Annotated in this window: 25 protein-coding genes; 10 read left to right on the forward strand and 15 right to left on the reverse strand. The window is 67.3% G+C overall.

The genetic code is table 11. The annotated features are described in order from the left end of the window. Positions 1 to 6: 6 nt before the first annotated feature. The 3 genes from ACIPVN_RS07825 to ACIPVN_RS07835 form a co-directional block, all read right to left on the reverse strand. Complete coding sequence (locus tag ACIPVN_RS07825) at positions 7 to 633, reverse strand: TetR/AcrR family transcriptional regulator (RefSeq protein WP_400441705.1); 627 nt, start codon at positions 631 to 633, stop codon at positions 7 to 9. A gap of 75 nt (positions 634 to 708) precedes the next feature. After that, entirely contained in the window at positions 709 to 1,071 is a 363-nt protein-coding gene (locus ACIPVN_RS07830) for a fluoride efflux transporter FluC (protein WP_400441708.1), read from the reverse strand. Then, a complete protein-coding gene (locus ACIPVN_RS07835; protein WP_400441710.1) occupies positions 1,068 to 1,448 on the reverse strand; it encodes a fluoride efflux transporter FluC in 381 nt (126 codons plus the stop codon). Before ACIPVN_RS07835 ends, ACIPVN_RS07830 begins: the two co-directional genes overlap by 4 nt. Positions 1,449 to 1,533: 85 nt before the next feature. Here ACIPVN_RS07835 and ACIPVN_RS07840 point away from each other — a divergent pair, with 85 nt between their 5' ends. After that, positions 1,534 to 3,063: an FAD-dependent oxidoreductase gene (locus ACIPVN_RS07840; protein ID WP_400441713.1), complete on the forward strand. Its 1,530-nt coding sequence runs from the start codon at positions 1,534 to 1,536 to the stop codon at positions 3,061 to 3,063. An 86-nt stretch (positions 3,064 to 3,149) separates the two neighbouring features. On the opposite strand, the gene ACIPVN_RS07845 is transcribed toward ACIPVN_RS07840, so the two are convergent. The 3 genes from ACIPVN_RS07845 to ACIPVN_RS07855 all read right to left on the reverse strand — a co-directional run bounded on the left by ACIPVN_RS07845 (position 3,150) and on the right by ACIPVN_RS07855 (position 5,343). After that, positions 3,150 to 3,959 (reverse strand): nitroreductase family protein, encoded by an 810-nt coding sequence (locus ACIPVN_RS07845; protein WP_400441716.1) that lies wholly within the window; start codon positions 3,957 to 3,959, stop codon positions 3,150 to 3,152. 4 nt (positions 3,960 to 3,963) lie between these two features. Then, the gene (locus ACIPVN_RS07850; protein ID WP_400441719.1) at positions 3,964 to 4,347 is read right to left on the reverse strand and encodes a hypothetical protein; all 384 of its coding nucleotides are present in this window, start codon (positions 4,345 to 4,347) and stop codon (positions 3,964 to 3,966) included. Between the two features lie 153 nt (positions 4,348 to 4,500). Continuing rightward, entirely contained in the window at positions 4,501 to 5,343 is an 843-nt protein-coding gene (locus ACIPVN_RS07855; protein WP_400441722.1) for a MerR family transcriptional regulator, read from the reverse strand. Positions 5,344 to 5,509: 166 nt separating this feature from the next. Between ACIPVN_RS07855 and ACIPVN_RS07860 the strand changes: the two genes are divergently transcribed. The 4 genes from ACIPVN_RS07860 to ACIPVN_RS07875 all read left to right on the forward strand — a co-directional run bounded on the left by ACIPVN_RS07860 (position 5,510) and on the right by ACIPVN_RS07875 (position 9,177). Then, positions 5,510 to 6,355, forward strand: coding sequence for a DUF4097 family beta strand repeat-containing protein (locus ACIPVN_RS07860; protein ID WP_400441725.1), 846 nt, complete (start codon positions 5,510 to 5,512; stop codon positions 6,353 to 6,355). After that, positions 6,352 to 6,975: a PadR family transcriptional regulator gene (locus tag ACIPVN_RS07865; RefSeq protein ID WP_400441728.1), complete on the forward strand. Its 624-nt coding sequence runs from the start codon at positions 6,352 to 6,354 to the stop codon at positions 6,973 to 6,975. The genes ACIPVN_RS07860 and ACIPVN_RS07865 overlap by 4 nt, the downstream gene beginning before the upstream one ends. A 131-nt stretch (positions 6,976 to 7,106) precedes the next feature. Beyond that, positions 7,107 to 7,682: a hypothetical protein gene (locus ACIPVN_RS07870; RefSeq protein ID WP_400441731.1), complete on the forward strand. Its 576-nt coding sequence runs from the start codon at positions 7,107 to 7,109 to the stop codon at positions 7,680 to 7,682. Positions 7,683 to 7,863: 181 nt separating this feature from the next. After that, complete coding sequence (locus ACIPVN_RS07875; protein ID WP_400441734.1) at positions 7,864 to 9,177, forward strand: hypothetical protein; 1,314 nt, start codon at positions 7,864 to 7,866, stop codon at positions 9,175 to 9,177. Between the two features lie 220 nt (positions 9,178 to 9,397). Here the strand turns inward: ACIPVN_RS07875 and ACIPVN_RS07880 are convergent, their stop codons facing one another. Continuing rightward, positions 9,398 to 9,811 carry a hypothetical protein gene (locus tag ACIPVN_RS07880; RefSeq protein WP_400441737.1) on the reverse strand — a complete coding sequence of 138 codons (414 nt, stop codon included), beginning with the start codon at positions 9,809 to 9,811 and terminating at the stop codon, positions 9,398 to 9,400. A 96-nt stretch (positions 9,812 to 9,907) separates the two neighbouring features. Between ACIPVN_RS07880 and ACIPVN_RS07885 the strand changes: the two genes are divergently transcribed. Next, complete coding sequence (locus tag ACIPVN_RS07885; protein WP_400441740.1) at positions 9,908 to 10,744, forward strand: hypothetical protein; 837 nt, start codon at positions 9,908 to 9,910, stop codon at positions 10,742 to 10,744. Between the two features lie 152 nt (positions 10,745 to 10,896). Here ACIPVN_RS07885 and ACIPVN_RS07890 read toward each other — a convergent pair whose 3' ends face one another. Both ACIPVN_RS07890 and ACIPVN_RS07895 read right to left on the reverse strand, forming a co-directional pair. Then, on the reverse strand, positions 10,897 to 11,592 hold the full coding sequence (locus ACIPVN_RS07890) for a hypothetical protein (RefSeq protein WP_400441743.1): 696 nt from the start codon (positions 11,590 to 11,592) through the stop codon (positions 10,897 to 10,899). Between the two features lie 50 nt (positions 11,593 to 11,642). Continuing rightward, entirely contained in the window at positions 11,643 to 12,668 is a 1,026-nt protein-coding gene (locus tag ACIPVN_RS07895; protein WP_400441746.1) for a hypothetical protein, read from the reverse strand. A gap of 298 nt (positions 12,669 to 12,966) precedes the next feature. Here ACIPVN_RS07895 and ACIPVN_RS07900 point away from each other — a divergent pair, with 298 nt between their 5' ends. Then, positions 12,967 to 13,620 (forward strand): CatA-like O-acetyltransferase, encoded by a 654-nt coding sequence (locus ACIPVN_RS07900; RefSeq protein WP_400441749.1) that lies wholly within the window; start codon positions 12,967 to 12,969, stop codon positions 13,618 to 13,620. Between the two features lie 113 nt (positions 13,621 to 13,733). On the opposite strand, the gene ACIPVN_RS07905 is transcribed toward ACIPVN_RS07900, so the two are convergent. Continuing rightward, the gene (locus ACIPVN_RS07905) at positions 13,734 to 14,285 is read right to left on the reverse strand and encodes a universal stress protein (RefSeq protein ID WP_400441752.1); all 552 of its coding nucleotides are present in this window, start codon (positions 14,283 to 14,285) and stop codon (positions 13,734 to 13,736) included. Positions 14,286 to 14,433: 148 nt separating this feature from the next. On the opposite strand from ACIPVN_RS07905, the gene ACIPVN_RS07910 reads away from it, so the two are divergent. Beyond that, the gene (locus ACIPVN_RS07910; protein ID WP_017204296.1) at positions 14,434 to 14,619 is read left to right on the forward strand and encodes a DUF3073 domain-containing protein; all 186 of its coding nucleotides are present in this window, start codon (positions 14,434 to 14,436) and stop codon (positions 14,617 to 14,619) included. An 83-nt stretch (positions 14,620 to 14,702) separates the two neighbouring features. Beyond that, entirely contained in the window at positions 14,703 to 15,518 is an 816-nt protein-coding gene (locus tag ACIPVN_RS07915; protein WP_400441756.1) for an MOSC domain-containing protein, read from the forward strand. A gap of 9 nt (positions 15,519 to 15,527) precedes the next feature. Here the strand turns inward: ACIPVN_RS07915 and ACIPVN_RS07920 are convergent, their stop codons facing one another. The 4 genes from ACIPVN_RS07920 to ACIPVN_RS07935 all read right to left on the reverse strand — a co-directional run bounded on the left by ACIPVN_RS07920 (position 15,528) and on the right by ACIPVN_RS07935 (position 19,742). Beyond that, positions 15,528 to 16,856 (reverse strand): CynX/NimT family MFS transporter, encoded by a 1,329-nt coding sequence (locus ACIPVN_RS07920; protein ID WP_400441759.1) that lies wholly within the window; start codon positions 16,854 to 16,856, stop codon positions 15,528 to 15,530. Next, on the reverse strand, positions 16,856 to 18,328 hold the full coding sequence (gene purF, locus ACIPVN_RS07925) for an amidophosphoribosyltransferase (RefSeq protein ID WP_400441761.1): 1,473 nt from the start codon (positions 18,326 to 18,328) through the stop codon (positions 16,856 to 16,858). The genes ACIPVN_RS07920 and purF overlap by 1 nt, the downstream gene beginning before the upstream one ends. A gap of 6 nt (positions 18,329 to 18,334) precedes the next feature. Beyond that, positions 18,335 to 19,450, reverse strand: a complete 1,116-nt coding sequence (purM, locus tag ACIPVN_RS07930) for a phosphoribosylformylglycinamidine cyclo-ligase (protein ID WP_247633057.1) — start codon at positions 19,448 to 19,450, stop codon at positions 18,335 to 18,337. A gap of 79 nt (positions 19,451 to 19,529) precedes the next feature. Next, entirely contained in the window at positions 19,530 to 19,742 is a 213-nt protein-coding gene (locus ACIPVN_RS07935; RefSeq protein WP_400441764.1) for a hypothetical protein, read from the reverse strand. 157 nt (positions 19,743 to 19,899) lie between these two features. Between ACIPVN_RS07935 and ACIPVN_RS07940 the strand changes: the two genes are divergently transcribed. Further along, positions 19,900 to 20,505, forward strand: a complete 606-nt coding sequence (locus ACIPVN_RS07940) for a zinc-binding alcohol dehydrogenase (RefSeq protein WP_400441767.1) — start codon at positions 19,900 to 19,902, stop codon at positions 20,503 to 20,505. Positions 20,506 to 20,508: 3 nt separating this feature from the next. Here the strand turns inward: ACIPVN_RS07940 and ACIPVN_RS07945 are convergent, their stop codons facing one another. Then, positions 20,509 to 20,916: a potassium transporter Trk gene (locus ACIPVN_RS07945; protein WP_400441770.1), complete on the reverse strand. Its 408-nt coding sequence runs from the start codon at positions 20,914 to 20,916 to the stop codon at positions 20,509 to 20,511. Positions 20,917 to 21,068: the final 152 nt, after the last annotated feature.

The raw sequence follows: 21,068 nt of genomic DNA on the forward strand, positions 1-21,068 counted from the left end.
TGTTCCTCAAGGTGCTGTCTGTGCGGGTGCGAGGGAAGGTACTGCGGGTGCTGTCTGTGCGGATGCTTCGGGTGCGGTGCTGTGCGGTGTGAGTATCCCGGCGAGGCCGTCTCGGATGAGGCGCTCCTCGAGGGGGTCGTCGCTGATCTGGGCGTGCCAGAGTACGCCGTCGATGAAGACGGCTGCTGCCTGGGCTCGGTCCAGTCCGTGAACGGGGGCGATGAATTCGACGACCTGGTCGGACCAGCGTCGGGCCAGCTCGCGCACGCGCGGGTCGTGCACGGCGGCGGTCACGACGGCCCGGTCGGTCTCGAGCGCGCGGGCATCGGCGAGGCTCTCGGTGATGAGTCGAGCGAGCCCCTCGGGGGTGACGCCCACGGCGGTGACGGCCTGGCGAGTGGCCTCGATGCGCTTCTCGATCTCACCCACGAGGAATCCGAGCGCGGCATCGCGCAGGTCGTCGAGGGTGTCGAAGTACTGGGTGGTCGCGCCCAGGGGCACGCACGCCCGGGCGGCGACCTTGCGGTGGGTGAGGGCGTCGACGCCGATCTCGACGATCAGCTCGGCGGCCGCTTCGACGATCTCGCGGCGGCGCGCCTCAGGGTCGCGTCTGCGCCGCGCTTTCGTCATCATCCGAGCCCTCCCGTACGTCCGTACATGTACATTTGTACATTTTCGGGGTGGGAGGAAGCTGAGAGCGGATGCCGTCTAGCGCAGCGCCGCCCCGAGCACGAGCCCCGCTCCGGCGGCGAGGAGTCCCAGTACCAGCATCCCGACGGCGTTGAACGCGGCCGCCCGCCGGGCGCCGTCGCGGTGGAGGGCGACGGTGTCGAGCATCGCCGTACTGAAAGTCGTGTAGCCGCCCAGAAGGCCTGCGCCGAGCACGAACGCTCCCTCGGGGAGCGCCGCGGTCACGAATCCCAGCGCGAAGGACCCCGAGATGTTCACCAGCAGGATGCCCCAGGGGAAGCGCCTCCCCGCGAACCGCGCGACGCCGAGATCGACGACATACCGCAGCACCGCGCCGAGTCCTCCGGCGAGCGCGGCGCCGAGGAAGAGGAGCGGGCTCACGATTCGACCTCCGCAGCCGATCGCGGTCGGCCGAGCCTCGACCCGGCCGCCGCGGCGGCGAGGCCGAGCACGAGAGACCCGACGGCGTACACCGCACCCAGCAATGGGGCATCCGCCGACAGCAGGAGCGTGCCCGTCATGAACGTGCTGTACGTCGTGAAGCCGCCCAGGATGCCGGTGGCGAGGAACACCCGAAGTTCTCGCGACCCCGGCAGGCGCGCCGCGACGAGACCGATGAGGAAAGCCCCGGCGACGTTGGCGCTCAGGATCGCGAACGGGAATCCCTCACCGTCCGGGATCAGCAGCATCAGCGCCAACCGTGCCGCGGTACCGATCGTGCCGCCGGCCAGCACGAGGAGCAGGCGGCGGAGGGTCACGGCATCACGCTACTCCTCGCGAGGGCGTGCCGAGCACTTGTCAAGGGCGTGGGCGGCGCGGTGCGGGCCGCGTTGACTGGCGCGCATGAAGCCCCTGTGGAAGTCCGACGCCCCCGCTCACCTCGGCACCCCCTTCGAGCCGGGCGCGCGTCACGACGTGGTGATCGTCGGCGCCGGGATCACGGGTCTCTCCACCGCCGTGATGCTCAGCCGCGCCGGCCTCGACGTCGCCGTCATCGAATCGGGTGAGATCGCCGAACTCGCGACCGGCGGCAACACCGGCAAGCTCTCGTTGCTGCAGGGCAAGCGTCTGGCCGAGATCCGCGAGCACCATCCGGCCGCGCTCGTGCGCGCTTATGTCGAGTCGAACCGGGCGGGGATGGACTGGCTCACCGCCTTCGCCGACGGGGCCGATGTCTCGTACCTCCGCCGCACCGACCACTCGTACGCCCACAGCCGCAGCGGACTCGAGACCCTCGAGGCGCAGCATGCCGCCGCGCAGGAGGCGGGCTTGTCGACGCGGATGCTCGCGGCTGGCGACGTCGACACCCTCCCGTTCGCGATCGCCGGCGCCGTCGCGCTCGACGATCAGGTGACGATCGATCCCGTCGAAATCGCGGATGCTCTGGCCCGCGTGTTCCTCGCCGCGGGCGGCACGCTGCACACCGGCATCCGCGCCACCGGCGTGCGGGTGATCCCCGAGACCCACGTGAAGACCGCCGCCGGCCCGATCTTCGCGAAGGACATCGTGCTCGCGACCGGCAGCGCCATCCTCGACCGCGGCCTGTATTTCACGAAGACGAGCGGCATGCGGTCGTACTGCGTCTCGTTCCGCGTTCCGGGTGGGGTTCCCGCCGAGACGTTCCTGTCGGTGGATTCCCCCAGCCGCTCGCTCCGCCCGGTGTCGGATGCCGACGGCCCCGGTGGCATCGCCCAGCTCGTGGTGGGTGGGAACGGGCATCCGGTCGGACGGTCCGACAGCGAGGAGGCGGCGGTCGACGACCTCGTGCGGTGGACGCAGGAGCACTTCCCCGGCGCCGAGGAGACGCATCGCTGGTCGGCGCAGGACTACCAGTCGCACAACCAGCTCCCCTTCGTCGGCGCGATGCCGCGCGGCCTCGGCCGCATCCGCTTCGCGACCGGCTACGCGAAGTGGGGGCTGTCGAACGGCCCGGCGGCGGCGATCCGCCTCACCTCCGAGATCCTCGGCACCCCGTGGCGGGAGCGGCCGCACTGGATGACGACCATCGCCACGCGAATGACGGTGCCTGCCGATCTCGCCAAGGGCGCGCAGGAGGGCGTCGAGGTCGGCAAGGAGGCGGTGAAGGGATGGACGGATGCCGAGGCCCATCCCGTTCCGGTGCCGCAGCCGGCGGAGGGGGAAGGCGTGATCGCGAATCGTGCCGGTCTCCCGGTCGGCGTCTCGACGGTCGACGGCGTCACGCGCGCGGTGAGCGTGGTGTGCACGCACCTCGGCGGGGTGCTCGCCTGGAACGACGCCGAGTGCACCTGGGACTGCCCGCTGCACGCCTCGCGCTTCGCCGCGGACGGCACGCGCATCGAGGGGCCGGCGCTGAAGGACCTCCGCGAACTCCCCCGTACCGGGCGGCGCTGACGCGCCCCGGCATCCGCTGAGGGGTCAGAACACGCCGCAACGGATGCCGCGTGGGCGGCGTGTCCTGACCCCTCACGCGGGTGTGATCAGTCCGCGTGCGGGGGCGCGGCGTCCCAGCCCTGCTGCGGCGTCTCGCACGTCTCGCGGAAGACGTACTGCGAGGCGAGCTTGCGCTGGCTGCTCGACCAGTCGATCGCCGGTCGGCGCTGCTCGGGCGGCAGGTAGCCGAGGCGGTAGACGGCCATGAGCTCGAGATCGTCCGGAACGCGCAGCAGGTCGACGATCTCGTCCCACTTGCCCGGAACCTCCATCGGGAAAGAGATGAACTGGATGCCCATGCCCAGTTCGACCGTCGTCAGCCAGATGTTCTCCATCGCGGCGCCCATGCTGAAAACCGAGTAGAACGACGAGAGCTGCCCCGGGCGGTACTCGCTGCGGTCGAGCATCACGCCCAGCAGCAGGGGCGAGCCGGCGACGAGCTTGCGGTTCTCCTCGCCCAGCGTCTTGGGAACGCCGAACGTGTTCATGAGTTTCTGACCGCGCTTGGTGAACACCTGGCTCGTGAAGGGGCGCAGCGCCGCGGGCAGCTTGTCGAACAGCATCCCGCTGCGCTTCTCGTCCATCTCGGCCTGGCTGAACCGGAAGTACGGCTTGTAGCGCTCGAAGAACGTGCCGTTCGACATCGCCTCGGTCATGCTCTCGCCCGAGATGCGCGAGATCTGCGAGATCGTGTCGGGGTTCTCGATCACGACGAACCGCCACGGCTGGCTGTTCAGCTGCGAGGGCGCACGCCCGGCGGCCTCGAGCAGGATGCGCTGGTGCTCCTCGGTCACCGGATCGGGCAGGAATCCGCCGTTCGTGGTCTTGCGGCGGCGGATGGCGTCGAGCAGTTCCATGTGATCACTTCCGGTCGGCGGACGGCATACGCGAGCACACGACGCCCGCGACGATGAAGGGGGCGGCGGTCAGCGCGACGAGCGGATGCCGTGCGCTGTGCGTGCCGAGGTACGGGATCGCGGCGAGCGGCGCCGCTGCCGGGAGCAGGGCGAGGGCGGCGCGGCGGCTCGCGCGGCGCGGGCGCGCCCACAGGCCGGCGGCGACGGCGAGGCCGGTCGTGACGCAGGTCGCGATGTAGAGGGCATGGTGCACCCAGCGGAAGTTCCGCGTGTCGATGACTTTCGCGGCCACGGCAGTACCGAGCGCGGCATTGGCCCCGTAGGCGGACGCCGCGATGACGAACAGCGGTGCGGCCGTGCTCCGTCGCCGCCTTCGCCTCCACGTCATGCCCCGACCTTACGCCCGCCCCTCCTTCGCCGAGCTACCCCTTGCGCGCGAAACACCCCCTTGGGTACGGCACCTACCGGGGCAGGTCGTCCACAAAGGGGTGTTTCGGCTGAAGCTGGGTCCCCGAGCCTGTCGAAGGGCCCGTCGCGCGGACTACAGGTTCGCCTCCGCGTACACGCGGAGCGCGTCGCGGACGAACTCCGCGCCCTGGGTGCCGCCCGACGAGGTCGCGTAGTTCGCGCCGAAGCGCGGGTCGGCCACGTACATCTCGCCGAGGCCGATCACGTACCCCTTCGCGTCACCGCTGGGGGCGGATGCCGGCGTGCCGGGCACTCCCGTCAGCCACTCGACGTGGCGGCGGGCGAGGGCTTGCGCCTCGTCGGATGCCGGGTCGAGGCCGCTCTCGGCGGCGGCGATCCAGTCGCGACCGAGGTCGGCGACCTTCTGCTTCCAGTCGGCGCGCTCGGCATCCGTCATGCTCCGCCACCAGCGGTCGCCGTCGGCGTAGGCCTTCGCGCCCCAGCGCTGCTCGACCTCGTCCTTGTACTGCGTGTGGTCGAAGCCGTCGAACATGTTCTCTGCCATGAGTTCTTCACCTCCTCTCAATGCGTCGATGGTGGATTCGACCGACGCGATCTGACGCGCCAGCCGGGTCTGCTCCTCGCGCAGCAGCGCGAGGTGGGTCTCGAGAGCGGATGCCTCGGCCCCCTGGGTCCCCGAGCCCGCTCCCCCCTGGGTCCCTGAGCCCGCCCCCTGGGTCCCTGAGCCTGTCGAAGGGCCCAGCACCTCCGCGATCTGCGGCAGCCCGAGCCCGAGCTCGCGCAGCAGCAGGATGCGCTGGAGGCGCACGAGGGCAGTCTCGTCGTAGTGGCGGTAGCCGTTCGCCGCGATGCGCGTCGGCGCCAGCAGGCCGATGTCGTCGTAGTGACGCAGGGTTCTGCTGGTCGTGCCGGCAAGGCGGGCGATCTCCTGGATCGACCAGTCCCGACTGCTCATGCGCTTCTCCTTCCACGTGGATGTCTCCACCGTAGAAGTTGACGTTGCGTCAATGTCAACCGCGCATCAGCCCAAGAGTTTCCTGATCTCTTGACAATGTCGAGATATATCGTGTTATGTTTCTCGAACACGATATATCTCGATCCTCGACCCAGGAGAAGCAGACATGACCGAGAAGTGGCTCATCGCCCCCGGCGAAGAACGCGTCATCGACATCGAATCCGTGACGCGCCTCAAGGTCGGCCTCGTCGGCGGACAGGTCGACGTGATCGCACACGACGAACCCGGCATCCGCATCGAGGTCCACGGTGTCACCACCAAGGACCTCCGCATCGAATCCCACGACGGCGAGGTCGAGATCGACCACCCGCAACTCGGCTGGGACAACTTCCTCGAGGTGTTCCGCAACTTCGGCAGCGGCGGCCCGCGCGCCGAGGTGAGCGTGGCCGTACCCCGCTCGATCGCGCTGAACCTCGGCGTCGTCAGCGCGGGCGCCCTCGTCTCCGGCATCCGCAACGACGCCCGCCTCAGCACCGTCTCGGGTGATCTCATCGTCGACACGCTGATCGGCGACCTCACCGTCAACACCGTCTCGGGCGACGTGCAGGTGCGTGGCCTCACCGGCTCGATCAACGCGAACAGCGTGTCGGGCGACGTTGCCGTCACCGGCGTCGTGCGCAAGGCGACCGTCGACATCGTCTCGGGCTCGACCACCGTCGACGCCGCGGGCGACGTGAACACCATCTCGGTGAACTCCGTCTCGGGCGGCACCACGGTGCGCCTCGACGAGTCGCTCGCGGCGAACTACGTCATCCGTTCGCTGAGCGGGCGCCTGCTCATCGACGGCGTCGAGCGCAGCACCTCGGGACCGAGCAACTACACCGGCACCAAGGGCGAACTCGCCGGGCGCTTCGTCGATCTGCGGGTGAACTCCGTCTCGGGGGGCGTCACCGTTCTGCGCCGCACTCCCGAGTCGATCACGAACGATGCGGAATGGGAGGAGGAAGCATGACCCCCGCCGTCTTCTCGCACGGCGACCTGCGCCTGTACCTGCTCTCGCTGCTCGCCGAGTCGCCGCAGCACGGGTACGGCATCATCCAGGCCCTCACCGACCGCACCGGCGGCACGTATACGCCGAGCGCCGGCACCATCTACCCTCGGCTCGCGAAGCTCGAAGAAGAGGGCCTCGTCACCAAGACGGTCGACGGGCGCACCACGATCTACGCGATCACCGACGAGGGCCGCGCCGAACTCGCCTCCCGTGAGAACGACCTGGCCGGGATCGAATCCGGGCTCGCCGACTCGGTGCGCCTCATCGCGAACGAGGTGCGTCAGAGCGTGCAGGACGCGATGAAAACGCTCCGCGCCGACCTCGCCTCGGCCGCGCACGATGAGCGTCAGTCGGCGAAGAGCCGTCCGCGTTCGGCATCCGACGACACCCGGGCGACGAGCCGTGAGGAGATGCACCGGGCGGATGCCGTGATCAACGCCTTCCGCGCACGCATCCGCACCGATCTGCGCACCCACGTGGCGCAGGGCGGTGCACTCCCCGCGAGCGTCGTGACCGATCTCGAGACTGCCCTCGACGCCGCCGCCCGCGCGGTGACCGTCGGCATCTCCGAGACCCGCTGACCGCCCGACCGGGTCGCTGACCCCGCAGCCGGGTCGCTGAGCCTGTCGAAGCGCCCCACCCCGCACCACCGTCAGCCGATGGTCCCGGTTTCGCACGTCGATACCGGGACCATCTGCGCTACTGTCACCCCATGCACATCGCTCGTCGCCTGCGCCGCGGCATCACAGCCGCAGTTTCGGTCGCAGCCACAGCCATCCTCCTCACCGCGTGCGTGCCCAGCATCACAGACATCCTTCAGCGTTCGACCGCTTCCTCCGTCGAGCAGATGCAGGACGAGCTCTGGCCTTACCGTGATGAGATCGTCGCGGATCCCGAACAGGCGATCATCGATCTCGGTTACATCCTGGACGCCCGCCAAGGGGTACCCCCGAAGTACAACCGCGGCGGAACCCTCCTTCTCGATATGAGCGACGCCGGCAACGGCCCCGCTCTCACGCTGCTCACAACGGGAGGGGCGGAAACCGGAGGCGGGTGGACCTATGACCAGCAGTCGGCCGCGGTCTGCTTCACGTTGACATTCCCGCTGACTCGGGATCGCATCGTCGCCACGCCCGCAGCCTGCCCCGACATCCCGCAGCTCGAGCACTTCGACCGCGTCTACTCCCTCGACGACCTCGACGTGCGCGGGGAGGTGACCGTCGCCGACTATCCCGCGCCCGTCTGCCAGTGCTACAGCGGCAGCCCGTGCGACTGCCCGGGCGGGTAGACGTAAGGGTCAAGCTTTCGACCGAAGCTTCGAGCGTCACGAGGGACTCAGGCCACGCACGAGGGTGAACGGTGCCAAATCCCGCTGTGCGCAGGCACCTGCCACGAGCGGCAATCGCCTAGGTCCCACTCCTCGAGCCCGAGCTACCCGGGTGTGATCCTTGCTCGGATACCCTCGACGAATGAGCGACGACCCTTCCGAATCCTCCGGGGAGCCACAGATTCCGTTCCCGAACGCGACATATAGGGAGCTGGCTGAACGGGCTACCGCGGCGGGCAGGAGCTATGCCCTCCGATACTTTGGTAATTCACCCACCCGGAGGCTGGTGGCCTTCGATCTATTCTTCCCGAGCGGTGCTGGCGAGCGCGCTCTGCCCTTGTCGAATGGGCGCCGGGTACGCGAGATGCTCGAGGTCCCGTTCGAATCTTTCCGTCTATCTGCTCGATACGAAGCACTGATCGACACACGCTCAGGCGAGGTCGAGGTGGGTTTGCTCGGACGAAACCGAGCCCGTGGCTCATCGCGGGTCGCGGTGTGGGATCTTCCCGGGGTCGTCATAGACGAGGACAGCTCACTCAGAACTGGCGCGGACATCTCCTTTTACGAGACGCCGGACGGCTGGCGCTTAGTCGTTTCAAACGGTGACGTTCAGCTAGAAGTATCTACTCCCAGCGAGATGTTCCAAACCGCTTACGCATACCCAGACATCACCCTGAAAGTGACTCATTCGAAAGGAGCCCAAGGTCCTCGTGCTGACCGGCTTCTCGCTGACTACGGTGAGGATTTCCTCCTAGAACTCGATCTGAAGTACGGCGTAGGACTGACCATGGCCAAGACTCGATCGGCACGCGCGAAGGGAATCGCCGCTGTTTCATCTGATACGGAACCGAGATTCCCTACGCTCCGCTACTCCCCAGAAGCCAGCGCCCTCTACTGGTACGGCGCATCGGCTACAGGTTTCCCGATGCTGCAGTTCCTCGCCTACTACCAGGTGCTTGAGTACTTCTTCTCCTCCTTCACCCGCCGGGCGGTTGTCGAGCGTTTGCGTTCGCGTTTGAAGGACCCGCGCTTCGATTTGCGAGTTGACACCGACATCGACGGCCTGATCGACGCAAGTCGCACTGCACATGCGGGATTGAAAAACGAACTCGATCAACTCCGACACACGCTGAGTGACTGCATCGCACCGGAGGCCGTGAGAGCGTTCATCCGCGGAGACGATCAGTTGTCGAGCCACTTCGTGACGCCAAAGTCCAAGATTCGAGGCACTACCGCCTTACGTCTCGACGCTGACGACGAAAATCTTCTGCGGCAGCTTGCCGATCGCGTATACCGAGTGCGTAATCGGATCGTCCACACCAAAGCAGGCGCTGAGGAGATCGGACTCGACCTTCTGCTTCCCTCCAGCTCTGAGAGCGACGATCTGTGGCCCGAAATCGAGCTCGTCAGGTTCCTTGCGCAGAGCGCTCTCGTTCATGGGGCGGTCCCGCGGTAACCTTCCGACGCCGGCTATCCCGCCCGCCTGCCAATGTTGCTCCGGCAGCGACTGTGACTACCCGGAGGCTCGGCGTACCGGAAGCTTGTCTCCGCTGACGCGTTCGGCTAACCCACTAGGGTGCGACCCCAGTCCTCAGTGTGATTGGGCCCTGATCCCACCACGAACGCTCAGCACCCGGAAGGACCGATATCGTCGGCTCGGCAAAATCAAGAAGGAGTTAGCCCCCGTCTTCCGAGGTCGGCTGCGAGTCGACGAAATCCAGCACCTTCAAGTTGCTGATGTCGACACGGGAGAAACGGGGATCTTCGGGAGTTCCCCACTCTGCACCGGGCTCGACGAAGATGTACCCCGCCGAAGAGATCAACAGAACCTCTTGTCGGCCCACCGTGGATGCCGGGCGACCCTTGTTGTCTCGTATAGTCCGGATGCCGCTGCCAACTTCAGCTTCGTACTCGGCTCCCTCCAAGCCGAACCTCGCTTTAGTGATCCTCGCGTCCTTCCAAATCACGTCTTGCGTGATGTGGCGATGTTCTCCGCTCTCGTGTGCGCGCGCGGCTACTGGCGAGTAGCCCTCAGCGATCTCTTGCGCCAACGTTCCATCGGATGGACCACCCCTGTGTAGATAGCTCATGTATGAAGTATCCACGAGCCTGATTTGAGTTCACGGGGCCGAGCGACAGGGGTCGACCGCTTGCGCTTCTTGATGCTTCTTGGAGATTCTTGCCGTGTGAATCTCTTCGCATCTGAGTGGCCTACTCTGGTAGCCGTCGCCGTATCCCTGCTCGGCCTTGTGGCGACCTTCTACACAGCGTTTGGTTCAACCGCGCGACGCCTCCGCCGCGACCTCACCATTGACGTTAAGCTTCTCGCCGACCTCGACGGCGACGTGAAGGCAGACCTCCAAGATAGCGTCACGGATCGCTCATACCGCCTCGTCGCAGCAACCCGGTATCCGAGCTTGACGTGGTACGAGGCCGCGCTCGCTCTCCTGCTAGCGCCGGTTTTTTGGTTCCTGTTCAGCCTGCCGAGTGAAGTGCGCGCATTGGCCGAAAGGGGAGAGAACACGTTCGAGTTGATGGGCCCCGGTCAACTCATGGCACTCTCCGTCGCCCTCGTGACCTGGGCCGCTCTTGTGCGCTCATGGTCTCGTCGCGCCGCTGCTCGGGTCGTATACATCTACGAGCGACTAGGCGACGATCAGGCTCGCGCGCTAGTCCGACTGCTCGCGTTCCCAGCCAACTTGGTGCCGATCTTCTTTGTCGCCGCGCTCGCGTTCAGCGCGCTGCTCAACGTCAAAGAGATCACTCAAGCAATCTCTTGGCCGTTGGGCGTGGGGGTGCTGATCACGACGGGAATCTGCTTCGTCCTGATCGGGCTCGTCTATTGGCCCGCTGCTCGCGAGGATCTGTCCGGGTACCTCCGCTTCTACACGGACCCGATGCACATCGGTGCGGATATACCCCGTCTTCGTCCTGCTGAGCTTGGACAGACCGAGGAGGATCTGACCCGCTACCTGGACGCGTACGACCGCCGTTTTCCCGGGAGGCGCCGCAAGAAGGAGTGACGCTGCATGCGCTACACCCGTGGGTGTCGGCGTTCGACCGTTTCACCAGGGTGTACCGCCAGTCATCAGTGTGAGAGTGTTCTGATCCCACGCTCGGTAGTGGCCGACGGTCGCCGAGGTCTCAGAACGGAAGTGCTTGCTCTACCCATGGGCTAGGCCGTCCTCTCGGATTCCCTCGCCAGTTCCGCCCGCATGTATGAGACTTCCGATTCGCTCAAACCCGTGAAAACAGCAGTCTGCTGCACCGCAGGCGGAGCTGCGGCGTCGAAGACCTCCATTGCTTCAGTCAGTTGAGCCGCAATCAGATACAGATCATCCCGCGCCTTCGTTGCCGCTTCAAGCGCCGGAGAGGGCAGCATCCGTGTCATACGGTTGGCTTCGCCTGCGAGCACGAGAGCCTCGGACATCTTCATCAACATGGACAGTCGGACGTCCCGACTGCGCCTCGCGGCTGCAAGCGCTTCTTCGCGACTGCGGATGACCTGTAGCTGCAGCCTCGAAAACCTTGACCACGGGACCCTGCGCGCCAGAAGCGTCCAGACATCGTGAGTCGCGTTCACGAACAAGAGAAGTGCAGGAGTTCCAATCGCGATGATCGCGGCCGAGAGGAGTGCCCCTGCGGCCACGCGTCCGCTCACGCTGTGAGTGGCAGTGCCACTGCGAAGTCCGTCCACCCCAAGCCAGAACGTGACGAGTAGCAGCGCGGACACCACGAGGGAGCTGATGCCCGTCCAAACTCTCACAACCCGACTGCTGGTGAACGCGAAGTCGTCCACCGACGTTCTCCGGAGAAGGTAGCGGTACTCGAAGATCACCGCGATGAAGAGCACCGGCGTGGTCTGTACCACCGTGCTCCAAAATGCCGCCACGTCCCCCACGATCACACCCCGCGAGGAAATTAGTCGAGAGCAACGAAGCTCGGCTTGGGCGCGATGACCTTGGCTTGACGCTCAGTGATTGAAAGCCAAGGTGGAGCACCAACGGACAGAAGCTCATGATCTACCGACACCAGACCTTGCTGCGCTGCCTCGTCAAGCGCGTCACAGATATCCACTACCTTCGACTTTTTGTACTTGAGGATCTGCTCGACCATGAGCTGGGACTTCACGCTGGGCTTCAGATAGTAGGGAGGCTTCTCGTGTTTTCCGATCTCGTAGATCGCACTGGCGACGCCCCAGTACGCGTCGTTGAAAAGACCCATGAAACCGTCGGGATCTGGCAATACCGTGAGCCAGAGTCCGGTCTTCGGGTCTCGTCTCGTGCCGGGCGTGTACTTCGTGGACGCGGGCACGATTCCGACTCTCAACCCCGGGCCGCCCTCAAGTAGCGCTGGGTTGCTCTTCACAGTCGCTGCGGTATACCGGAGTGCATTCTGGTCAGATATGAACAGGTCTGTCTTCCAGATCTTGGTTATGCGGTGACCCAATAGATGCTCGCCTCTCGCGCCGCGCGCCGCTTGGCGAAGCCAATCGCTGGTGAAGCGGTAGGGCTTACCGCGACCATCCGGAAGCAAAACTGCGTCCGCCCCGGCTTCCTTGACGACGGAGTCGAGGAAGCCAAGGTGCTGCGAACGCTCCTGCCCGAAGAGCAACGACGAGGTAAACTCGGCTCCTTTGAATTTCGGCGAGACCTTCGTCAGCGTATGGGCGAGGGGTTCAACAACCAGCGGTTCGCCGCCGACAATTGCTTCGTGAACCGCCCATTCGAAGCCGTCGCCGCGCTGTCCCTTGTCCCGCTCCAGTCGCGCATAGTTCGACAGCTGTCGCATAGTTACGTCAGTGCGATTGCTGAGGTTCAGATCCTCTAGGTCTTCGGCGCCCATCCCGTCAAGTTGTGCGCGAATGATCGACCGCGCCACTGCGTACAAAGCTCGGCCGTATTCGTCGACGGGTTGCGCCTGACGGAGAAAGGTGATGTCGCCCATGCGCTCATCATAGAGACGGCCATGCGCGCTATGCCACGAGCGACCGTTCCTGTGTCGATGGCGCATGCATGAGGTATCTACATGTGTGCCCGCAACGGACGTCCGTCGGCCACCACGGCCTTCGACCAGGGTCGACTTCCCGTCATCAGTGTGACCAGAACCCAGCAACCCGCAGCAAAGCGATCAGCGATGTTGCTGGCGCACATGCCCGGCACGAGGTCACTCACGGCATGATGAAGATCGGCCGGCGGCGCCCCGTCTCGCGCGCACCACGATGGACCGATGAAAGGATGACGGGATGACCACTCTCCGCCCGATCGACCTCGACTCGTGGCCGCGCGCCGAGCACTACCGCCACTACGCGACCGCCGTGCGGTGCAACTACGCCATCACGGTCGAGCTCGATGCGACCCGGCTCACGTCGGCGATCCGCGACGCCGGCCGCAAGACCTACCCGTCGCAGATCTGGGCGCTCGCGGACGCGGTCAACCGTCACGAGCAGTTCCGGATGGGGCTGACGGACGACGGTCAACCGGGTGTGTGGGACGTGGTGCATCCCTCGTTCACCGTCTTCAATCCCGAACGCGAGACGTTCGCGAGCGTCTGGGCTCCCTACGACCCCGACTTCGCCTCCTTCCACGACCGCGCCGTCGATCTTCTGCACACCCATCGCTCGGCGACCGAGATGTTCCCGCAGTCCGATTCCCCGCCCAACACCTTCGACGTCTCGAGCCTGCCGTGGACGACGTTCACGGGGTTCTCGCTGCAGATCGAGGATGCGTGGTCGCATCTCCCGCCGATCTTCACCCTCGGGCGCTACGTCGAACGTGAGGGCCGGGTGCTCCAACCGCTGGCGATCCAGATCCACCACGCGGCGGCGGACGGCTTCCACACGGGCCACCTGGTCGACGACCTGCAGCGGTTGTTCGACGACCCGAGCTGGGTCGACTGAGACGCTCCGGTCGCGCGAACGGTCACGCCGCGCTCCTCCGGTCGCGCGAACGGTCGATCCGAGCGCTCATACCGACCACTCGCGCGACCGGAATGGCAAGCGCCGGCTCCGAACTACTCCGCAGCCTCCGGCCAGATCTCCTTCTGGGAGTCGGGCACGAGGTCTCCCAGCGGCACGACGAGGATCGACCGGTGCTGGCGATGCGCGAGGCGGGCGGCGACCGAGCCGGTGAAGAACTCGCGGATGCTCTCGCCGATGCCCCGCTTGCGGGTGCCGATGACGATCAGCTGCGCGTCGAGCTTGTTCGCCAGCTGCTTGATCGCCAGGGCGGGGTCGCCGACGAGCTGACGCGCGGTCCAGGTGAGCCCCGAGGCGTCGAGCGCCGGAGCGACGGCCTCCTGCACGGCCTCGAACTCGGCGGCGCCGGCGTCGAAGTTGATGTCGATGGGAGCCGAGTGCACGTAGCCGTCGGGGTCCTCGTAGGTGACGAAGCGCGTCACATCGACGTGAGCGACCACGAGGGGAACGCCGAGCAGTCGGGCGTAGCGCACGGCCTCGTCGACCACGCGGCCGTCCTGATGGGGCTGCACTCCGACGATCACGGCCTTCTGCAGAGTCTGGTTCTGCGCCGCCTCGTCGGACGGAGTGGAGGTGTTCTCGGTCATGATGATCGCTCCCTTCACCAGCCCGCCTGAGGCCAGGGGGTCTGACCCGCGTGCTATTCTGAATGCTACTCTTACCGGCTTCGAACCGGTGTCGTGAATGCCGCGGGACCTGACCACCCGCCGCTTAACTCGTGAGGGGGTCTCGCGCATGGGCCGTGGCCGTCAGAAGGCGAAGCACACAAAGATCGCCCGCGAACTCAAGGCGTACAGTCCGTCGGTGAACTATTCCGCGCTCGAGCGCGAATTGGCTCACCCGACCGACGAAGACGCCTACGTCGACAAGTGGGCAGATGACTACGCCGACGAAGACGAGGACGAACTAGAGAAGGCCTGACCGCCCCTCTGTTCGACTTCTCCCCCGTATGACCTACGGGGGTTTCGTCGTACCCGGGTGGCACGATCTGGGAGGATCGAGGCATGCCCCACGTCGTCGCGCTCTACCGTCACCCGATCAAGGGCTTCACTCCGGAATCGGTCGACTCCCTGACCGTGCAGGCCGACGGACGGGTCGCGGGCGATCGCGTGCTCGCTTTCCGTTTCGCAGATGCCGCGGTGCCGGAGGAGCGCGACGGGCTCGATCACTGGCCGAAGGCGAAGGGGCTCGCCCTGCAGGACTTTCCGGCACTGGCCGCCCTCCGCACTCACTACGACGACGCCCGCGCGCGGGTGCGGATCGAGCACGACGGTGCCGTGGTCGTCGAGGCCGGACTCGACGACCACGGTCGCGAAGAACTGACGGATGCCGTCACCGCCTACGTGCGCGCGACGCGGGAGGGTCGACGCCTCGAGCGCCCCGGGCGGCTCCCGCTCGTGCTCGTGGGCGACGGCGAGACGTCACGCTTCCAGGATCGGGCCCGCGGCTACGTGTCCCTGCACAGCCGCGGCAGCGCGGCGGCACTGGGCGAGGCGGTCGGCACGGGGATCGACGATCGACGCTTCCGGTCGAACATCGTGATCGACGGGGTCGACGCGTGGGCCGAATTGGACTGGGACGGCGAGGTGCGGATCGGCGACGTCACCCTTCGGACGGAGGGCCCGATCGTGCGATGCCTCGCGACCCACGCGAATCCCGACACCGGCGAACGCGACGTGAAGGTTCTCACGACCCTCACCGGTGCGCTCGGACAGGATGAGCCCACGCTCGGGCGCCTGTTCCTCCCCGCGGTGTCAGCGGGCGACGAGCACGAGCCGGCGGGCGTCATCCGCGTCGGCGACGAGGTGCACGCGCTCTGAGCCGCGGACTCACCAGCGGCCGTGCCGCGCCTCCCACTCGTCTTCGATCGTGCGGCGGCGCCCGGCCACGAGTCCCGCGGGGATCGACACGACGAGCACACCGATGACGACCATCAACGGCACCTGCCAGCCGCCCGTCGTCTCGTGCAGAAGGCCGATCAGCAGCGGGAAGACCGCGGCGATCCCGTACCCGATGCTCTGCACGAACCCGCTCAGGGCGACGGCGCTCTCGGGGGTGCGGGCACGGATGCTCAGCAGCACCAGGCTCAGCGGGAACAGGATGGCGGTGAGCCCGTAGATGATCGCCCAGAGCGCAGGGGCGACCGTCGGAGCGAGCAGCAGACCGCCGAGACCCACGACGCCGCAGGCGACCGCGAACAGGAACAGCGGTCGCGTCGCCTGGAACCGAACGATCAGGATCGGTACCAGCAGCCCGCACGGCAGACCGGCGAGAGCGAAGAGCGACAGCAGGAATCCGGCGGTCGCCGGGGTCACTCCGGCGATGTCGACGAGCATGGTCGGCAACCACGCGAACGCGACGTAGGCCATGGTCGACGAGGTGCCGAAGACGAGCGCGAGGGCCCACGGCAGCGGCATCCGCCACAGCCGACCGAACACGCGCGGGCTGGCCGGGACGGTGGCGATGGGTCCGGTGGCGACGGCCGCGGCGTCCGTCAGATCGTCCACCCCGTCGGTCGGGTCGAGCACGACGTCGGCGGCAGGAGCGGATGCCGTCGCCACGCGCCCGCGTTCGCCGATGAGCAAGGCGATCCACGGCAGCAGCGCGAGCACCGCGAACCCGCCCCAGAGCCCGAGCGACACCCGCCAACCGAGCGAGTCGGCCACCGGCACGGCGACGAGCGGTGGCACGAAGGTCGAGACCGCCATCATGGTCGAGTACAGCGTCATCATGACGCCGAGACGGTCGGGGAAGTACTTCTTCACCAGCGGCGGCAGCAGCACGTTGCCCGCGCCCACACCGGCGAAGACGACCACGGTCGCCGCGAGCAGACTCGTCGAGTCACCCGCGAAGCCGCGCAGCAGCAGACCGAGAGACATCAGGGCGAGCGCGCCGACGGCGACGCGCTCGAGTCCGAGCCGTCGTTCGACGAGCGGGGTGACCAGTCCGAAGACGGCGAAGCACACCGGTGGCGCCGCACCGATGAGGCCGACGATCACCGGCGACACCGGGAAGTCGCGGGAGATGTGGTCGATGACCGGAGACAGCGAGGCGACCGCCGAACGCAGCGAGAACGCCACGAGCACGATCCCGATCAGCGCGAGAGCCCTCCCCTGCCAGAGCGGGCGGCCCTCCGACGAGCTCAGGGGCCCGCCCATCAGGAGGTCTGCGAGCTCTCCACCCAGGCCAGGTACTCGTCGCTCACGGTGCCGGTGACGTAGCGACCGTCGAAGCAGCTCATGTCGAGGTCGTCGACGACCGAGCCCTCGGTGATCGCGGCCTTCAGGTCGTCGACCTCCTGGTAGACCAGGTGGTCGCAGCCCAGCACCTCGGCGATCTCGGGGATCGTGCGGCCGTGCGCGATGAGCTCGTGGCGCGACGGCATGTTGATGCCGTAGACGTGCGGGTGGCGCACGGGCGGCGCCGCCGAGGCGAAGGTCACCGAGACCGCGCCGGCATCCCGCGCCATCTGGATGATCTCCTTCGACGTCGTGCCGCGCACGATCGAGTCGTCGATGAGCAGCACGTTCTTGCCCTGGAACTCGGTCGACATCGCGTTGAGCTTCTGGCGCACGCTCTTCTTGCGCACCGCCTGTCCCGGCATGATGAAGGTGCGGCCGACGTAGCGGTTCTTGTAGAAGCCCTCGCGGTACTCGATGCCGAGCTTGCGGGCGACCTCCATCGCGGCGGGGCGCGACGAGTCGGGAATGGGCATGACGACGTCGATCTTGTTCATCGGCACGTGCTTCGCGATGGTGTCGGCGAGACGGTCTCCCATGCGCAGACGCGACTCGTAGACCGAGATCCCGTTCATGACCGAGTCGGGACGCGCGAGGTAGACGTACTCGAACGCGCACGGCGAGAGCTGCGTCTCGGCGGCGCACTGCTTGGTGTGCAGCTCGCCCTCGGTGGTGATGAAGACGGCCTCACCGGGCTCGACCTCGCGCACCACCTCGTAGTCGCCGTTCTCGAGCACGAGCGACTCGCTCGCGACGACCCACTCGTCCTTGCCCTCGCTGCCGGGCACGGTCGAGGGGCGACGCCCCAGGATCAGCGGGCGGATGCCGAAGGGATCACGGAACGCGAGCAGACCGTAGCCGGCGATCACGGCGATGACGGCGTACGCGCCCTCGATGCGCTCGTGCGTGCGCTCGACGGCCTCGAAGACCCGCTCGGGGTCGAGATCGACCGTCGAAGTGGTGTTCTGCAGCTCGCCGGCGAGGACGTTGAGCAGCAACTCGGTATCGCTCGACGAGTTGAGGTGGCGGCGGTCGCGCTTCGCCATCTCGGCGGTGAGCTCACGCGTGTTGGTGAGGTTGCCGTTGTGGATGAGGATGATGCCGTACGGCGCGTTCACGTAGAACGGCTGCATCTCCTCTTCATTCGAGGCCGTGCCCTTGGTCGCGTACCGCACGTGACCGAGACCGACGTTGCCGAGCAGCGCGCGCATGTCGCGGGTGCGGAACGCTTCGCGCACCATGCCCTGCGCCTTGGCGTTGTGCATGACGCCGTTCGCCTCTGCCGTGGCGATGCCCGTCGCATCCTGGCCGCGATGCTGCAGCAGGAGGAGGGCGTCGTAGATGTCCTGATTGACCGGGGCAGTCCCCACCATTCCGACGATGCCGCACATGGGGTTTTACTTCGCTCCGTCCGCGTAGGCGCCCACGAGGCGCACCGCTCCACCGTCGACGCCCTTGGCGCCCTGTTCGAACTCTCCTGCCGGACGCCCGTCGAAACGCACCGTACCGACCTGCCACGCGGGCATGCCCTCGGCCTGGAGCGCCGCGATCGCGGCATCCTTCGCACTGTCGGAGACGACCGCGAGGAACCCGATACCCAGGTTCCAGGTGCCCTCCGCCGACTCGAGCGACGAACCGGCGATGTCGCTGAGCACGCGGAAGACCGGGCTCGGCGACCACGTGCTGCGGTCGACCTCGGCCCAGCTGCCCTGCGGGAGCACGCGAGCGAGGTTCGCCGCGATGCCGCCGCCGGTCACGTGGCTGAGTGCGTGCACCGCGCCCGGGACTGCGTCGATGAGACGCAGCAGGGGAAGCGTGTAGAGGCGGGTCGGCTCGAGCAGTGCCTCGCCCCACGTGCCGCCGAGGTCGGCCGAGTTGTCGCCGTAGGAGATGCCGGCGCCCGTGATGATGTGACGCACGAGCGAGTAGCCGTTGGAGTGCAGACCGCTCGACGCGATCGCGAGCACCGCGTCTCCGTCGGTCACGCGGTCGGCGCCGAGGATCGCATCGGCCTCGACGACTCCGGTCGCGGCACCCGCGACGTCGTAGTCGCGCGGACCCAGCAGACCCGGGTGCTCGGCCGTCTCGCCGCCGACGAGAGCGGTGCCGGTCGCGGCGCACGCCTCGGCGATGCCTCGCACGATGTCGGCGATGCGCTGCGGGAAGACCTTGCCGCAGGCGATGTAGTCGGTCATGAAGAGCGGCTTCGCCCCCACCACGACGATGTCGTCGACGACCATGCCGACGAGGTCCTGGCCGATCGTGTCGTGCTTGTCGATCGCCTGGGCGATCGCGACCTTCGTGCCGACGCCGTCGGTGCTGGTCGCGAGCAGCGGGCGGCGGAAGTCGCGCAGCGCGCTCGCGTCGAAGAGACCGGCGAATCCGCCGACGCCCCCGAGCACTTCGGGGCCGTGCGTCGCCCGCACGGACGACTTCATCAGCTCGACGGCGAGATCGCCGGCAGCGGTATCGACGCCGGCTTCGGAATAGGGATTGGTGGGGGAGGCAGCCACGCGTCCAGCCTACCGTCCGCCGGGCGTGCCGAGATGCGATCGACTCCTGGGGAAGGAGGCGATCGCATCGGCGCCACCGTCAGCGCTGAGCGTCGTCGGCCCCGTCGCCATCGTCGGTCGTGTCGCGCTCTCCTCCGGCATCCGCGGCGTCGCCGTGCCGCGCGTCCCCTTCGCCGCTCACGCCCCAGGGAGCGGTGCCCGTCTCCATCCCGCTCATCGCCTCGGACTCGCCGTCGGCGCCGTCGATTGCCGGGCCCTCGCCCGCGCGTTCGTTCTCCTGATTGCTGATCATCGCTCTTCCTCTCGTCTGCGGGCAGCGGACGGCCCGCTCCCCCGGTCTACGCCTCGACGGCCGAAAGGGCGCGCGGGTTGACGCGGCGAGCGGCAGCGGTTAGCACCGCCCTCCCGGATTCTCACCCCGAGCGCGGCCGCAGCCCTACGATGGGGCCATGGCCGACAAGCCGCAGTGGCTCATCCGCGAAGACGCGAGCGTTCCGGTGCTCGTCGCGCTCGCGCTGCGCCAGGCCCTCTGCATCCGCGTTCCGGACGATCTGCCCACTCTTCGCGATCTGCCGGTGCGCGCGCCGGATGCCGCCGACGCCACGTCGGCCCTCGAGAAGCAGTGGCGCGCCTACTGGGACATGACGGTCGAGCCGCGCGCGCACCCCTCCGGGGTGCCCCTCGAACTGATCGACGGTTTCGACACGCTGGTGGCGTTGCCCGCCTCGGGCGCGGAAGAGCTCGGGGCGGGGATCGCTGCCCATGCGGCATCCGCTCTGCGCTACGCGCGCGCCGCGCACGACCGCTACGTGAAGTCGATGAAGAGCCACACCGGCGGCGACGCCTACCGGGCGTACGCGAGCGCGATCGCCGAGTTCGAGCGCGACATCGGCCGGCGGGCCCATTCGTTCGAGCTGAACGTGCAGGTGCTGCCGTTCTCGCAGCGCGGGATCTGGTGGATCGGCGATCTGACCGTAGCGGTGACCGACGGTCTGCGCCGAGACATCGTGGCGTTCGACTCGGCCATCCGGCCGGTCATCGCCGAGCTGGCCTGAGGCTCAGTCGCGCTCGCGGCGCAGCTCTCGGTCGACGTCGGCCTCGACAGCGGGGCTCGCGGTCGGCGCGGACTCGGCATCCGGGGTCTCGGTCTCATCGGGCGCTTCGATGATCGTCTCGCGGTCGACGCGCACGACCCGGTCGTGCCGGCGGCCGGTGCGCTCCAGGATCAGCGCGACGACACCGCCGAGGGCGATCCCGATCGGCACCGTCCACAGCAGCAGGAATCCGAAGACCTGCCCGGGCGGGTAGACGACGTCGAGGGCCTGCGACTCCTCGAAGCTGCCGGTGAAGGTGAGGATGCCGGCGGCGATCACACCCAGCACGACACCGATTCCCATGAACACGCCGTACCGCGGCACGTGGCGCACGGTCGCTTCGACGGTCTGCGGGGTCTCGGAGGAGGACATGCCTCCATTCTCCCACCGTTCCCTGTGGGCCGCAGCACGTCGCTGGGCCCCGAGCCTGTCGAAGGGTCCCACCCCGCGCGCAGCGGAGGAGAACTCGCGCTCCGCAGGAGGCATCCGCCGTTCTGATCCTGCGGAAGGCGAGATCTCCTCCG

Source organism: Microbacterium sp. NPDC090003 (assembly GCF_044748385.1).
Taxonomy (GTDB): domain Bacteria; phylum Actinomycetota; class Actinomycetes; order Actinomycetales; family Microbacteriaceae; genus Microbacterium.